The sequence below is a fragment of the Azoarcus sp. DD4 genome, from assembly GCF_006496635.1.
Lineage (GTDB): Bacteria > Pseudomonadota > Gammaproteobacteria > Burkholderiales > Rhodocyclaceae > Azoarcus.
Genome location: NZ_CP022958.1, coordinates 4,587,007 through 4,600,991, shown reverse-complemented (window position 1 = coordinate 4,600,991; position 13,985 = coordinate 4,587,007). Strand labels below are relative to the sequence as shown.

Below are 13,985 nucleotides of genomic sequence, written 5' to 3'. Positions count from 1 at the left end.
CAAGGCGCAGCGCTGACGTCGGCAATGCGCGTCGCATTGTGTCGGATGTGGCCGGGCCTGTAGTCGAATCAGTGGTTTGGCTAAAGATGTCGGATCTGGAACACCGCTTGCTATCGGATATGACATGAATGCCGTAAGCGATCTTTGCGCCCTGCAGTCCGGCCACGCCGGCTGGCAGGCGGCGCTTTTCCTGGGTTTCCAGCGCCGAGGGGGGCGGACGGTGCTGGCCGAGCGTCGTCATGTCGGTCCGCTGGTGGTGCAGCGCGCGCTCTATCCCGAAGGCGAGGCAGTGTGCCACACCATTGTGGTGCATCCGCCGGCCGGCATTGTCGGCGGCGACGCACTGCGCATCGATGTGGCGGTCGGCGACGGCGCCCACGCCCTGCTCACCACGCCCGGCGCCGGCAAGTGGTACCGCAGCGCCGGCGCGCGCGGAAGCCTGACCCAGCGCCTGGTCGTCGGCAGCGGCGCGGTGTGCGAGTGGTTGCCGCAGGAAAGCATCGTTTACGACGGCGCGGCGGGCGATCTCGTTACCGAGGTCGATATCGCCGGCGACGGCATCTTCATCGGCAGCGAGATGAACTGCTTCGGCCGCAGCGGTGCCGGCGAGCGCTTCACCCGGGGCGATTTCTCCATGCACACCCGCGTCCGCCGCGACGGCCGCAGCGTCTGGCTGGAGCGCGGACGCATCGACGGTGGCGGCGCCTTGCTCGATTCGCCGGTGGGCCTGGCCGGCTGGCCGGTCACCGCAACGCTGCTGGTTGCGGCGAAGACCGTGGACGCCGCGCTGCTTGCGGCCTGTCGCGACTGCGCACCCGAAGCGGGCGAGGGCGGCCTCAGCCTGCTGCCGGACCTGCTGGTGGCGCGCTACCGCGGCCCGGCCTGCGAACCCGGTCGCAACTGGTTCAACCGGCTGTGGTCGGTGCTGCGTCCGGCGCTGGCCGGTCGCGATGCCACGCTGCCGCGCATCTGGCACACCTGACACACGACGCGGGCTTGGCCGGCCCGCGAACAACAAGAGGACCAAGGATGGAACTGACGCCACGCGAGAAGGACAAGCTGCTGATCTTCACCGCCGGCCTGCTGGCCGAGCGCCGCAAAGCCCGCGGACTCAAGCTCAACTACCCGGAGGCGGTGGCCTACATCACCTGCGCCATCCTCGAGGGGGCGCGGGACGGCCGCAGCGTGGCCGAACTGATGAGCTACGGCGCCACCCTGCTGGCGCGCGAGGACGTGATGGACGGCATCGCCGAGATGATCCCCGAGATCCAGGTCGAGGCGACCTTTCCCGACGGGACCAAGCTGGTCACCGTGCACAACCCCATCGTTTGAGGCGCGAACATGATTCCAGGTGAAATCCTGCCGGCCGACGGCGACATCGAACTCAATGCCGGCCGCGCCACGCTGACGCTGTCGGTGACCAACACCGGCGACCGCCCGATCCAGGTCGGCTCGCACTACCACTTTGCCGAGACCAATGCCGCGCTCGCCTTCGACCGCGCGGCGGCGCGCGGCTTCCGCCTCAACATCGCCGCCGGCACCGCGGTGCGCTTCGAGCCGGGGCAGTCGCGCACCGTCGAACTGGTCGCGCTGGCTGGCGCACGCAAGGTCTATGGCTTCAACGGCGACGTGATGGGAGCGCTCTGACATGACCAGGATCACCCGACGCGCCTATGCCGAAATGTTCGGCCCCACCACCGGCGACAAGGTCCGCTTGGCCGACACCGAGCTGATCATCGAGGTCGAGAAGGACTACACGATCTACGGCGAGGAAGTGAAGTTCGGCGGCGGCAAGGTCATCCGCGACGGCATGGGCCAGGGCCAGCAGCTGGCTGCCGAGATTGCCGACACCCTCATCACCAACGCGCTGATCGTCGATGCCGTCACCGGTATCGTGAAGGCGGATGTCGGCCTCAAGGACGGCCGCATCTGGAAGATCGGCAAGGGCGGCAACCCGGACATCCAGCCGGGCGTCACCATTCCGGTCGGCGCCGGCACCGAGGTCATCGCCGGCGAAGGCATGATCCTCACCGCCGGCGGCATCGACAGCCACATCCACTGGATCTGCCCGCAGCAGATCGACGAGGCGCTGATGAGCGGCGTCACCACCATGCTGGGCGGCGGCACCGGCCCGGCCACCGGCACCTACGCCACCACCTGCACGCCAGGGCCATGGCACATCCACCGCATGCTGGAGGCCGCCGACGCCTTCCCGATGAACATGGGCTTCTTCGGCAAGGGCAACGCCAGCCTGCCGGGGCCGCTCAAGGAGCAGGTCGAGGCCGGCGTCATCGGCCTGAAGCTGCACGAGGACTGGGGCACCACCCCGGCGGCGATCGACAACTGCCTGACCGTGGCCGACGAGATGGACGTGCAGGTCGCCATCCACACCGACACGCTCAACGAATCCGGCTTCGTCGAGACCACGCTGGCCGCCTTCAAGGGCCGCACCATCCACACCTTCCATACCGAAGGTGCGGGCGGCGGCCACGCGCCGGACATCATCAAGGCGGTGGGGCAGGCCAACGTGCTGCCGTCCTCCACCAACCCGACCCGGCCCTACACGGTGAACACCATCGACGAGCATCTCGACATGCTGATGGTGTGCCATCACCTCGACCCGGCGATCGCCGAGGACGTCGCCTTCGCCGAATCGCGCATCCGGCGCGAGACCATCGCCGCCGAGGACATCCTGCACGACACCGGCGCATTTTCGATGATGTCTTCCGACTCCCAGGCGATGGGGCGGGTCGGTGAGGTCGTCATCCGCAGCTGGCAGACCGCGCACAAGATGAAGGTGCAGCGCGGCCCGCTGGAAGAGGACGCGGGCAAGGGCAACGACAACTTCCGCGTCAAACGCTACATCGCCAAGTACACCATCAACCCGGCCATCACCCACGGTATCGCCCACGTGGTCGGTTCGATCGAGGAAGGCAAGCTCGCCGACCTGGTGCTGTGGAAGCCGGCCTTCTTCGGCGTCAAGCCCAGCCTCATCCTCAAGGGCGGCATGATCGCCGCCGCCGCGATGGGCGACGCCAACGCCTCCATCCCGACGCCGCAGCCGGTGCATTACCGGCCGATGTTCGGCAGCTACGGCAAGGCGCTGAAGACCTCGGTGACCTTCGTGTCGCAGGCCGCGCTCGCCAACCCGGCGGTTGCCGCGCTGCAGCTGTCCAAGCCGCTGCTGGCGGTGCAGGGCTGCCGTAAGGTGCAGAAGGCCGACATGGTGCATAACGGCGCCACGCCGACGATAGACGTGGACCCTGAAACTTACGTGGTGCGTGCCGACGGCGAGCTGCTGGTGTGCGAACCGGCCAGCGAACTGCCGATGGCGCAGCGCTATTTCCTGTTCTGATCGCAAGGAGACACCGCCATGCTTGTCGCAGAACGCCCGGAAACCCCAGTCGAAGGCAAGACCATGCTCCTCATCGAATCGCTCTACGACGGCGTGCGCGCCGCCACCGACCAGCTCGAGCTCGACTTCGGCTACCGTACCAAGAGCCGCCTGCGTGCCCGGCTCGCCAGCGGCGACGAGGTCGGCCTCTTCCTGCCGCGCGGCACCATCCTGCGCGGCGGCCAGAAACTCCATGCGCGTGATGGCCGCATCGTCGAAGTCGTCGCCGCGCCGGAAGACCTGCTCGAAGTACGCTGCGCCGATGCCTTCGAACTCGCCCGCGCCGCCTACCACCTGGGCAACCGCCACGTCGCCGTCGAACTCGGCGAAGGCTGGCTGCGCATCCAGGCCGATCACGTGCTCGAAGGCATGCTGGTCGGCCTCGGCGCCGAGGTGCTGCCGCTGCGGGCGCCCTTCGAGCCGGAAGCCGGCGCCTATGCCCACGGTCATCAGCATCCCGGCGACGGCAGCGGTGCGCGCATCCACATGATGGACGGCCAGTGATCGCTACGCCGGGCAGCCTGCTGTCGCTGCTGCGCCTGCTGCAACTTGCCAGTCCGACCCTGCCGGTCGGCGCCTACACCTACTCGCAAGGTCTGGAATGGGCGGTCGAGTGCGGCGCGGTGAAGAACGAAGCCGACACGCGGCGCTGGATAGGCGACGTGCTCGATTGGAGTCTCGCCCGTTTCGAGGCGCCGCTGGTCGCGCGCCTGCTGGTGGCGTGGCGTGATGGCGACGACGGTGAAGTATCGCGCCTCAACGAGGATTTCCTCGCCAGCCGCGAGACCGCCGAACTGCGTGCCGAAACCGTGCAGATGGGCTATTCGCTGACCCGCTTGCTGTCCGATCTCGATGCCTACGCCGGTCTGTCCGGCTGGCGGGCGCGGCTGGCGGGGATCGAGGCACCGGCGTTCCCCGTGGCGTGGACGGCAGCCGCCGCTGCATGGCAGATTCCCGCCGACCAGGCGCTCGCCGCCTACCTGTGGGCGTGGCTGGAAAACCAGGTGATGGCGGCGGTGAAGGCGGTACCGCTCGGCCAGAGCGCAGGCCAGCGCCTGCTCGCCGAACTCGGCGCCGCGGTGCCGGCGCTGGTCGAGCGCGCGCAGCGCCTGCCGGAAGCCGAATGGAGCAATTTCACGCCCGGCCTGGCGATCGCGAGCAGCCGGCATGAAACGCAGTACACGAGGCTGTTCAGATCGTGAGGCAGGATCCGAATCCGCGCGGATGCCGAGCTGAACGTGTCGGGTATTCGCGGCGCCGGCGAGGACTGTCCGAGCGAAGCGAGTTCCGCAGCCGGCGGAAGGAATACCCGGCGCGGCCGGCGGTTGTGCGCACCGGTCTCCGGGCGTCCGAAACCCCCGCCGCAATGCGAATTGACGAACCAAACACATAGCCCGGGCGGCATTGGCCCGACCCGAAACCAGACTGACCCCGCATCCGGAGCAATACCTCGTGACCCAATCCCAAGCCCTGCGCGTCGGCATCGGCGGCCCCGTCGGATCCGGCAAGACCGCGCTCACCCTGGCGCTCTGCCGCGCCCTGCGCGACAAGTACAACATCGCCGTCGTCACCAACGACATCTATACCGCCGAGGACGCCCAGTTCCTGGTCCGCAACGAGGCGCTCGCCCCCGACCGCATCATCGGCGTCGAAACCGGCGGCTGTCCGCACACCGCCATTCGCGAGGATGCCTCGATCAACCTCGAGGCGGTCGACCGGCTCAACCAGCGCTTCCCCGGGCTGGAGATCATCTTCGTCGAATCCGGCGGCGACAATCTCGCGGCCACCTTCTCGCCCGAGCTCTCCGACCTCACCCTCTACGTCATCGACGTTTCCGCCGGCGACAAGATTCCGCGCAAGGGCGGACCCGGCATCACCAAGAGCGACCTGCTGGTGATCAACAAGATCGACCTCGCCCCCATGGTCGGCGCCTCGCTCGAGGTCATGGACCGCGACGCCAGGAAAATGCGCGGTGAACGCCCCTTCATCTTCTCCAACCTGAAGACCGGTCAGGGACTTGCCGACATCATTGCCTTCATCGAGCGGCAAGGACTGCTTGCGGGAGCTGCCGCCTGATCGGAGGAAGCCGCCCGGACGACGGCGGAACACGGCGGGGCAGTTCCTTTGCGCGCGCTGTGGCGCATTGCGCAACAAGCTGTTGCGCCGCGGCCCGCGCCGGTAGGCAAAGCGCGGGCCTTGGGAGTAGTATCCGGCCGTGTTTTCACACCACCGAGAGGAAGAGAATATGAAAGTGTTCGTCGCCGCCGCCGTCGCTGCGGGCCTTCTGTCCGCTGCACCCGCCTTCGCCTCCGCGGATCTGGCCAAGGCCAAGAACTGCCTGGCCTGTCACGCGGTAGACAAGAAGCTGGTCGGCCCCGCCTACAAGGAAGTCGCCGCGAAGTACGCCGGCCAGAAGGATGCCGCCGCGATGCTGGCCACCAAGGTGCAGAAGGGTGGTGTGGGTACGTGGGGCCAGGTGCCGATGCCCCCCAACCCGCAGGTCAATGCGGACGAAGCCAAGAAGCTGGTCGACTGGATTCTTACCCAGAAGTAATCCCCATCCGCCGGCCGCCGGCGGACGACCTCGCAACAAAAAGGCCAGCAGGAATGCTGGCCTTTTTGTTGGCGGTGCTCGTGCTCAATGCAGTGCGGCGGTCGGCGGTTCGTAGAGCCAGAGCGTGGCTTGGCTGGCAGGAGCCGGTCGGGCGTACAGGAAGCCCTGCATGATGTCGCAGCCGAGGGTGCGCAGGGTTTCCGCCTGTTCGGTGCGCTCCACGCCCTCTGCAATGAGTTGCAGGCCGAAGCCGCGGGCGATGCCGGTGATCGCCGAAATGATGGGGTTGGTGCTCGGGCCTTCCAGGTCGCGCACGAAGCTGCGGTCTATCTTGAGCGTGCTCACAGGGAACTTCTGCAGGTAGGCCAGCGCCGAGTAACCGGTGCCGAAATCGTCGATCGCCACGCTCAGGCCGGCCTCGCGCAACTGCCGTACCTTGGCGGCAACGCCGGCGGCATCCTGCATCATCATGCTTTCGGTGATTTCCAGCTCCAGCAGCGAGGGCGGCAGGCTGTAGCGATTGACGCAGTCGGTCACCATCGCCACCACGTCCTGGCTGTCGAAGTCGTGCGGCGACAGATTGAGCGACATCCGCAATTCGTCATGGCCGGCGGCACGCCAGCGCGCCAGCTGGCTGCAGGCCTGCTCCAGCACCCAGTGGCTGATGTCGCCGATCAGGCCCATTTCCTCGGCCACCGGGATGAAGGTGGCCGGGCTCACCAGACCCAGACCGGGATGCTTCCAGCGCAGCAGCGCCTCCATGCCCACCACACGGCGCTGGGCCAGGCTCACCTGCGGCTGGTAGTAGAGCTCGAACTCGCCGCGCTGCAGCGCGCTGCGCAGATCGTTCTCGAGAACGATGCGCTCGCGGTAGTGGGAGTTGAGCTCGGTGTCGAAGAAGCGGAAGGCGTTCTTGCCCGAACGCTTGACCTGGTACATCGCGATGTCGGCGTGCCGGGTGAGGTCCTCCGCGGTGTCGCCGTCGCGGGGGAACAGCGAAATGCCGATGCTCACCGTGGCGCGATAGTCGCCGTGATTGAGCGGGAAGGGCGAGGTCAGCGTGTCCAGGATCTTGCGCGCGATCACCTCGGCGTCCTCGGGCGAGGTGATGTCGGGGAGCAGCACGGTGAATTCGTCGCCGCCCAGCCGCGCCAGCGTGTCGCCGCGCCGCAGCGTGGCTCCCAGGCGCGAGGCGATGCCGCGCAGCAGCACGTCGCCCTCGGCATGGCCGAAGGTGTCGTTCACCAGCTTGAAGCGATCGACGTCGATGAACATCACCGCCAGCGCACCGGTGCGGCGCTGCGCCTGGGCGATCGCGAGTTCGAGGCGGTCCTTGAACAGCACGCGATTGGGCAGGCGGGTGAGCTGGTCGTGATAGGCCTGAAAGGAGATGATCTCCTCGGCCCGCTTGCGCTCCGAGATATCGCGTGCGACCCCGTACAGGCCGACGATCTTGCGGCCGTCCTCGCGTCCGGGCATGGGGATGCCGGTGAGCGACACGGTGATGCATTCGGGCGTGCCGTCGATGAGCTCATCACGGTTGCGGCGCAGGCGCAGTTCGACATTGAAGCTCTCGCCCGGCGGGGCGTCGCCCGGCGAATACAGCAGCGCAGCGATGCGGTCGACGTCCTCCGGCATCACCAGCGTGGTGAAGGGACGGCGCATCAGGGTGTTGCGCTCGTAGCCGAGCAGCGGCTTTACCCGCGGGTTGATATAGCTGAAGCGCCCTTCGGCATCGAGGGTGAAGATCAGGTCGGGCGAGCTTTCGACAAGGTAGCGGTGCAGGCGCTCGGAGGTGCGCAGGCGCTGGCTCATGGCGCGGTTGGCGCGTTCGAGTGCAGCCTTGTGCAATGCGCTCTCGACTGCCCGCTGCAACTGGGCAACGTGGTAAGGCTTGCGCACGTAGTCGTCGGCGCCGCGGCGCAATGCGCCGATCGCCGCATCGAGTGCGTCTTCGCCGCTGATCATGATCACGGCCTCTTCGCGCTGATGCTCGGCCAGCCAGTCGAGCACGACCAGACCGGTGGCATCCGGCAGGCGGTAGTCGAGCAGGACCAGATCGAAATGCTCGCTTTCGAGCATGGCGATCGCTCCGGCTACGGTATCGCACTCGCGGAATTGACGTCCTGCGCGCGCGAGGACATGAGGCAAGCTGTGCCGCAGGGCCGCATCGTCGTCGACGATGAGAATGCGACATGCCAGTTCGGGCACGAGCCCGGGCTCACCTGTCCGCGCCTGAAAAGGCTGCTCTCCTGGAATAACCATGACCCCCCTGAAGGTCGGGCTGTGTTATAGCTCTTTTGACATAATGCAACAGTCAGTCGCTTTGTTCCAGCGGAATGAAGAGCTGAAAGCTCGTGCCGCTGCCGCTCTGGCTCCGACAAAGGATAGATGCATTCCATTGCGTGAGAATGTCGCGCACCACGCTCAGTCCGACGCCCTGATGAGTCCCCCCCTTGGTGCTGGGGCGGGCGGAAAAAAGATCGTGCATGCGCTCCGGCGGCAGGCCCGGGCCGTTGTCGACGAGGCGGATCTCGATGCAGTTGCGACCGTTGGCGATGGCCTGTCCGGCCAGCGCGACCGATAGCCGACCGCCCGGTTGCAGGGCTTCGGCGGCATTGCGGAAGAGATTGAGCAAGACCTGCTTCAGCGCCGACGGCGGCATCGCCACCGGCGGCAGCTTGTTCGCAGCACGCAGCTCCAGGGTGATGCCCTTGCTGGCGAACAGCGAGTCGCCGTAAAGGGCGCGCATGTCGAGCAGCAACTCGGTCAGGTTGCAGCGCGCGAGTTCGGTTTCGTCGGTCGGCATGTCGCCGGCGCGGCGCAGCAGCTTGCCGATGCGGTCCAGTTCGGCGTTGAGCAGGCTCATCTCCTCGTGCATCGAGGTGTCGGCCGGGTGCTGCTGGCCGAGCAGGTCGAGCCGGCTGCGGATCACCGTCAGCGGATTGGTGGCCTCGTGGGCGATCCGCCTTACATGCTCGCGAAAGCGGTTCTGCAGTGCCGCTTCGCGTGCGGCGATGGTTTCCTGTTGGGCCTGCGAGGCACGCATGGCGCGGGCTGCGGCGCCGAGCAGTTCGGTCAGCATCCAGCGCTCGGAAGAAGCCAGATCCTGCTCGCGATCGAGGGCGACGATGGCCACGGCGAAGCCTGGGTTCAACGGCAGGGGCAGGCAGCACAATCCGCGCCGGCCGAGCCAGCGCACCATCTGCCAGTCGGCCATGCTGCGCCCCGGTCCGGGACCGCTGCCGAAATGGGCGGCCGGCCGGCCACTGCGGGCGCTGAGGGCGATGCAGCTGGCGGGGTCGTCTTCGGCGAGCTGCAATTCTTCCAGCAGTGCCGCGGCGGTGCTTGCCGCGCCGGTGATCAGCGGGCGCAGGCGGCCGTCGGCGTCGGCCGCGACCACCAGCGGTGTGGCACGCAGGCCGAGCAGCGGACAGGCGAGCGCGAGCCGGGCCGCCGTCTCGGCATCGGAAGAGTCCGCGAACGCGGACACCACCAGCCCGTGGATGGCGGCGGCGCGAAAGGGGTCGTCGGCGAGCGGCAGGCCGCTGGCCACCGGTGCCGGCAATGCCGCAGGGGCCGGGTAGCTGGCGTGGCCGGCTACGATGTAGCTGACGTCGGTGCGCAGGCTGCGGAGCGTGGCGGTGTCGAGCCCGGTGAGGCGGGCGATGGTGTCGAGCCGCTCGGTCCAGGCCGGGTCGGCGAGCTGATGGGCGGCATGGGCGAGGCGCAGCAGCGGATGGGCATTGAGCAGTTGCTCCTCGAGCAGCGGCCCCAGTTCCAGGGTGTCGCCGACCGTGGCCGAGAGGCCGCAATTGCGGGCGGCACGGGCAACGTACTGGCGGAAGTCGTCGGTTTGCAGCAGGCCGCCGTGCGGCGCCAGATCGGTGTCGGTGGCGGGCGACGGGCTGAGTGCGTCGGGCAGGCCAAAGCCGGCGGGGCTGAGCCACAGGCCGGTCAGGTAGGCTTCGTCCGGGCGCGGATAGTGGGTTTCGAGCGCCAGATGCAGCGCGCATTCGGCGGTCAGCAGCGCATGTGCGCCCTCGCCGCCGCTGCGGGCGGCGTCCAGCCCCCACAGCCAGGTGCGCAGCAGGTCGGCGCCGAGTGCTTCGAGGCGTTTGCGCAGGGCCACGTTGAGACCGTCGTCGAGATCGCCTTGCGCAAGCGGCGCGGCCGACAGCAAGGCGAGGCACAGCATCGGGTCGCGTGCCACCACCAGTGCCACTTCCGGCCAGTTCGTCGCAGCGGAGGCGAGCAGGCGCAGGATGGTCGCGCTGTTTTCGGGTCGGGGCCGGGGGCGAAAGGGCTTGGCGTTATCGGGCGTCATTGTGGCGCTGGGCGCGACGGTTCTTATTGCGACCGATTCTAGGGTGGCGATGTGGGTGTCAATGTGACCAAAGTCGCGTCTGTGGCGGCTGTATGCGGGAATTCGTCACGGCCGCCGGCAGATCGTGGTTCTACTTTAGTCGTATCTGCCCCCTCTCCGGGGGCGGGTCTCAGGCCTGCAGGCTGTCGGCGAAGCCGAGCGCGACGAGTTGGGCCCGGTTGATCTGCTCGTTGGGCAGATGCAGTTCGTCCGCCGCCTTGGTGAGCGCCGCACCGTCGAAGTTTTCGCACTGGCGCGCGAGCTTGAGGAAGGGGGCGAACTCGCCCTGCTCGTACAGCAGGGCTTCGGATACCGTGGGCGGCAGGTTCATCTCGTCCAGCAGGTTCTGCATCGAGGTGCCGAGCAGCACGTGCAACAGCGAGAAAGCGCCGGTGATGAAGAGGTTGTCGCGCTCGCTCTTGTCGAAGTAGGACGCACCGATTTCTTCCATGAAGCGGCCGCGTGCGATCGCCGTCTGCATCATTGCCGGCGCGCCGGGGTCGCGGCTGGCGGTGACCAGCAACAGCGACAGCCACTTGTTGAGCGCGGTGTAGCCGAGGATGCTGACCGCGTGGCGGAAGGACTGGATCTCGCACATCAGGCCGAAGCCGGCGGAATTGATGTAACGCAGCAGCTTGTAGGACAGCGCTACGTCCTGCTTGAGCACTGCCTCGATGTCGCGGATTTCGCCGTTGTTGCGTACCAGGTTGAGCAGCCGGACGATCTGCGCGTGGCCCGGCTGCAACTCCTTCGCCGGCGGATTGCCGTGCAGGAAGAACCAGCCGGAGGCGCCGTCGTAGCCGGCGGCGACCGCCTGGCGGAAGGCGTTTACGTCGGCCAGGCCCCAGGCCAGGGTGAGGCCGGGCGAGGCCGTCGGCGCCGCGTGCTTGCGCGCGTCCATCAGCACGAAGCGCCAGTCGGTGTCGGCGGGCAGGGCGGTGCCGGGGGTAAACCAGGGCAGGCAGAGGCTGATGCCGGCTTCGCGCAGCTTGGGCAGCAGGGCCTGGGTCTGCGGGTGGGCCAGTGCCTGCGCCGGGATCTCTATCATCGCGTTCGCCGGCACTTCCCAGGCCAACAGCTCGGGCGTGGGCACCAGCCGGCCGAGGCTGACGAACACCGGGTGGTGAGTGGGCCAGACGTCGGTCAGCGCATCCAGGGTTTCCACCACCGAGGCGATGTTCGGGCCGTGCGCGACAAGGCGGTTGGCGGTGATCGCCCGGCTCTTGTTGACGACGGGTTCGCGGGTCAGGATGGTGGTCTGCTGGCTCATGCGCGGCTCGGTTCGTGGCTCAATCCGCCGGGTTGGCGAACGTGAATGCGTCTGCAAAGAAGGCGTCGGCCGGCAGCCTGCGCTCGCCGGTGAAACTGGCCCGGGCGACGTCTATCATGGCCGGTGCGCCGCAGGCATAGACCTCGTGAGCCGAGAGGTCGGCGTAGTCTGCCAGTACCGCAGCATGCACCAGGCCGGTCCGCCCGGTCCAGGCGTCGTCGGCCTTCGCTTCCGACAGCACCGGAATATAGCGGAAGCCGGGCAGACTCGTCTCCCAGCCGCGCGCCACCGCATCCATGTAGAGGCCGGCGCGGTCGCGTGCGCCCCAGTAGAGCGTGATCGGCCGGCGGATGCCGGCGGCGATGCAGTGCTCGACGATGCCCTTCAGCGGTGCGAAGCCGGTGCCGCCTCCCACCATGACGATGGGGCGGTCGCTGTCCTCGCGCAGCCAGAAACTGCCGAGCGGGCCCTCGAAGCGCAGGATGTCGCGCACCTTCATGGTCTCGAACACCTGGCCGGTGAAACGGCCGCCATCGATGCGGCGCACGTGCAGTTCGATGTGCTCCGCCCCTTCGGGCGCGTTGGCGATCGAGAAGCTGCGGCGCTGGCCGTCGGCGAGCAGGATGTCGATGTACTGGCCGGCGTGGAACTGGAAGGGTTCGCTCGCAGGCAGCTTGAGTTCGACCACCATCACGTCGGGGGCAGCCAGTTCCAGCTTTTGTACGCGGCAAGGCAGCTTCTTGATCGGGATGTCGCCGACGCGGCTGACGTTGCGCGCTTCGAGCACCAGATCGGAACAGGCATGTGCGCGGCAGAACAGGGTCAGGCCGGCGGCTTCCTCGGCAGCGGTCAGGGCGCTGTCCGAATGCTTGCCGAGGCGCACTTCGCCGCTCACGAGCCTGCCCTTGCAGGCGCCGCAGGCGCCGTCGCGGCAGCTGTAGGGCAACAGCAGACCGGCGGCAAGCGCGGCCTCGAGTACGGTCTGGTCGTCGTCGGCGGTGAAGGTCTGGCCACCCGGCTGGAGCGAAATCTGATGCGGCATGGTGCGTGAGCTTGAGATAATGCAGTGATGAAAAGAATCCTGATTGTCGGTAGCGGCGACGTGGCCCGGCGCGCCATCCCGTGGCTGGCGCGCCGCTTTCGCGTCTACGCGCTGGTGCGTCGTGCCGAGGCTGCCGCCGGGTTGCGCGCGCTCGGCGCGCTGCCGCTGGTGGCCGACCTCGACGACCGTCGCAGCCTGCGGCGGCTGGCCGGCATCGCCGATGCCGTGTTGCACTTCGCGCCACCGCCCGCGCAGGGGGAGGGTGATCCCCGCACGGCCAGGCTGGTGGCTGCGCTGGCAAGCCGCGGGAGTCTACCACAGCACCTGATATACATAAGTACGACAGGGGTTTACGGCGATTGTGCCGGGGCGTGGGTCGACGAAACGCGGCCCTGTCGCCCGCAGTCGGCACGGGCCCGCCGGCGGGTCGATGCCGAGCGTCGGCTGCGCGCCTTCGGCCGGCGCTGCGCGGTGGCGGTGAGCGTACTGCGCGCGCCCGGTATCTACGCTGCCGACCGCCTGCCGCTCGACCGCCTGCGCCGTGGCGATCCGGTGCTCGCTGCCGGCGAGGACGTGCACACCAACCACATCCATGCCGACGATCTGGCCCGCGCGGCCTGCCTCGCGATTTTTCGTGCTGCGGCCGGGCGCGTCTACAACGCGGTCGACCAGTCGCAGCTGAAGATGGGCGACTACTTCGACGCGGTGGCGGATGCCTTCGGCCTGCCGCGGCCGCCGCGTTGCAGCCGCGCCGAAATCGCCACCCGGCTTTCACCGCTGACGCTGTCCTTCATGGCGGAGTCGCGCCGGCTCGACAATCGCCGCCTGCGCGAGGAACTGCGGCTGGCGCTGCGCTATCCCACCATTGCCGACGGCCTGCGTGCCGCCCGCCCGGCCTGAAGCCAGGCCGGATTTTCCCCAAGCCCCCCGGAGAAGTGATCGATGCTGGTCCTGAAATCGCTGCATATCGCCTTTGTCGTCAGCTGGTTCGCAGGGCTGTTCTACCTGCCGCGGCTCTTCGTCAATCATGCGATGGTCGATGACGCTGCAACGCGCGAACGGCTCGCGCTGATGGAGCACAAGCTCTACCGCTTCATGACGCCGCTCGGCATTCTCGCGGTCGGTCTCGGCCTGTGGCTGGCCTGGGGCTACGGCTTCGCCGGCGGCTGGCTGCATGCCAAGATCACGCTGACACTGGGGCTGGTCGCCTACCACCTCTACTGCGGCAGGCTGATGCGCGATTTCGCTGTCGGCCGCAACCGCCGCAGCCACGTCTGGTTCCGGGTGTTCAACGAGGTGCCGGTGCTGGTGCTGTTCGCCGTGGTGTTCCTGGCGGTGATGAAGCCTTTCTGAACGGGC

General features: G+C 67.8%; 14 protein-coding genes. 10 read left to right on the top strand and 4 right to left on the bottom strand.

Annotated elements, in window-relative coordinates:
• Positions 1-124: 124 nt before the first annotated feature.
• The 8 genes from CJ010_RS21325 (at position 125) to CJ010_RS21290 (ending at position 5,948) form a co-directional block, all read left to right on the top strand.
• Entirely contained in the window at positions 125-982 is an 858-nt protein-coding gene (locus tag CJ010_RS21325; protein ID WP_141019912.1) for an urease accessory protein UreD, read from the top strand.
• Between the two features lie 47 nt (positions 983-1,029).
• On the top strand, positions 1,030-1,332 hold the full coding sequence (gene ureA, locus CJ010_RS21320; protein ID WP_141019911.1) for an urease subunit gamma: 303 nt from the start codon (positions 1,030-1,032) through the stop codon (positions 1,330-1,332).
• 9 nt (positions 1,333-1,341) lie between these two features.
• Positions 1,342-1,647, top strand: a complete 306-nt coding sequence (locus tag CJ010_RS21315) for an urease subunit beta (protein ID WP_136383753.1) — start codon at positions 1,342-1,344, stop codon at positions 1,645-1,647.
• Between the two features lies 1 nt (position 1,648).
• Positions 1,649-3,355, top strand: coding sequence for an urease subunit alpha (ureC, locus tag CJ010_RS21310; protein ID WP_141019910.1), 1,707 nt, complete (start codon positions 1,649-1,651; stop codon positions 3,353-3,355).
• A 63-nt stretch (positions 3,356-3,418) separates the two neighbouring features.
• Positions 3,419-3,898, top strand: a complete 480-nt coding sequence (ureE, locus tag CJ010_RS21305; RefSeq protein ID WP_141020803.1) for an urease accessory protein UreE — start codon at positions 3,419-3,421, stop codon at positions 3,896-3,898.
• A complete protein-coding gene (locus tag CJ010_RS21300) occupies positions 3,895-4,596 on the top strand; it encodes an urease accessory protein UreF (protein WP_240794433.1) in 702 nt (233 codons plus the stop codon). The genes ureE and CJ010_RS21300 overlap by 4 nt, the downstream gene beginning before the upstream one ends.
• A 250-nt stretch (positions 4,597-4,846) precedes the next feature.
• Entirely contained in the window at positions 4,847-5,470 is a 624-nt protein-coding gene (ureG, locus tag CJ010_RS21295) for an urease accessory protein UreG (protein ID WP_141019909.1), read from the top strand.
• Between the two features lie 169 nt (positions 5,471-5,639).
• Positions 5,640-5,948 (top strand): c-type cytochrome, encoded by a 309-nt coding sequence (locus CJ010_RS21290; protein ID WP_141019908.1) that lies wholly within the window; start codon positions 5,640-5,642, stop codon positions 5,946-5,948.
• Between the two features lie 84 nt (positions 5,949-6,032).
• On the opposite strand, the gene CJ010_RS21285 is transcribed toward CJ010_RS21290, so the two are convergent.
• The 4 genes from CJ010_RS21285 to CJ010_RS21270 all read right to left on the bottom strand — a co-directional run bounded on the left by CJ010_RS21285 (position 6,033) and on the right by CJ010_RS21270 (position 12,626).
• Positions 6,033-8,213 (bottom strand): EAL domain-containing protein, encoded by a 2,181-nt coding sequence (locus CJ010_RS21285; protein WP_141019907.1) that lies wholly within the window; start codon positions 8,211-8,213, stop codon positions 6,033-6,035.
• Between the two features lie 52 nt (positions 8,214-8,265).
• Positions 8,266-10,275: an ATP-binding protein gene (locus tag CJ010_RS21280; RefSeq protein ID WP_141019906.1), complete on the bottom strand. Its 2,010-nt coding sequence runs from the start codon at positions 10,273-10,275 to the stop codon at positions 8,266-8,268.
• 169 nt (positions 10,276-10,444) lie between these two features.
• The gene (locus CJ010_RS21275; protein ID WP_141019905.1) at positions 10,445-11,584 is read right to left on the bottom strand and encodes an EAL and HDOD domain-containing protein; all 1,140 of its coding nucleotides are present in this window, start codon (positions 11,582-11,584) and stop codon (positions 10,445-10,447) included.
• Between the two features lie 19 nt (positions 11,585-11,603).
• Complete coding sequence (locus CJ010_RS21270) at positions 11,604-12,626, bottom strand: CDP-6-deoxy-delta-3,4-glucoseen reductase (RefSeq protein WP_141019904.1); 1,023 nt, start codon at positions 12,624-12,626, stop codon at positions 11,604-11,606.
• Between the two features lie 27 nt (positions 12,627-12,653).
• Between CJ010_RS21270 and CJ010_RS21265 the strand changes: the two genes are divergently transcribed.
• Together CJ010_RS21265 and CJ010_RS21260 are read left to right on the top strand one after the other, a co-directional pair.
• Positions 12,654-13,526 (top strand): SDR family oxidoreductase, encoded by an 873-nt coding sequence (locus CJ010_RS21265; protein WP_141019903.1) that lies wholly within the window; start codon positions 12,654-12,656, stop codon positions 13,524-13,526.
• 42 nt (positions 13,527-13,568) lie between these two features.
• Entirely contained in the window at positions 13,569-13,979 is a 411-nt protein-coding gene (locus CJ010_RS21260) for a CopD family protein (protein ID WP_141019902.1), read from the top strand.
• The last annotated feature ends 6 nt before the right edge of the window (positions 13,980-13,985 follow it).

Coding starts and splice junctions, on each gene's coding strand:
- CJ010_RS21325 (WP_141019912.1), top strand. CDS start 125: ATGAATGCCGTAAGCGATCTTTGCGCCCTGCAGTCCGGCCACGCCGGC.
- ureA (WP_141019911.1), top strand. CDS start 1,030: ATGGAACTGACGCCACGCGAGAAGGACAAGCTGCTGATCTTCACCGCC.
- CJ010_RS21315 (WP_136383753.1), top strand. CDS start 1,342: ATGATTCCAGGTGAAATCCTGCCGGCCGACGGCGACATCGAACTCAAT.
- ureC (WP_141019910.1), top strand. CDS start 1,649: ATGACCAGGATCACCCGACGCGCCTATGCCGAAATGTTCGGCCCCACC.
- ureE (WP_141020803.1), top strand. CDS start 3,419: ATGCTCCTCATCGAATCGCTCTACGACGGCGTGCGCGCCGCCACCGAC.
- CJ010_RS21290 (WP_141019908.1), top strand. CDS start 5,640: ATGAAAGTGTTCGTCGCCGCCGCCGTCGCTGCGGGCCTTCTGTCCGCT.
- CJ010_RS21285 (WP_141019907.1), bottom strand. CDS start 8,213: ATGGTTATTCCAGGAGAGCAGCCTTTTCAGGCGCGGACAGGTGAGCCC.
- CJ010_RS21280 (WP_141019906.1), bottom strand. CDS start 10,275: ATGACGCCCGATAACGCCAAGCCCTTTCGCCCCCGGCCCCGACCCGAA.
- CJ010_RS21275 (WP_141019905.1), bottom strand. CDS start 11,584: ATGAGCCAGCAGACCACCATCCTGACCCGCGAACCCGTCGTCAACAAG.
- CJ010_RS21270 (WP_141019904.1), bottom strand. CDS start 12,626: ATGCCGCATCAGATTTCGCTCCAGCCGGGTGGCCAGACCTTCACCGCC.
- CJ010_RS21265 (WP_141019903.1), top strand. CDS start 12,654: ATGAAAAGAATCCTGATTGTCGGTAGCGGCGACGTGGCCCGGCGCGCC.
- CJ010_RS21260 (WP_141019902.1), top strand. CDS start 13,569: ATGCTGGTCCTGAAATCGCTGCATATCGCCTTTGTCGTCAGCTGGTTC.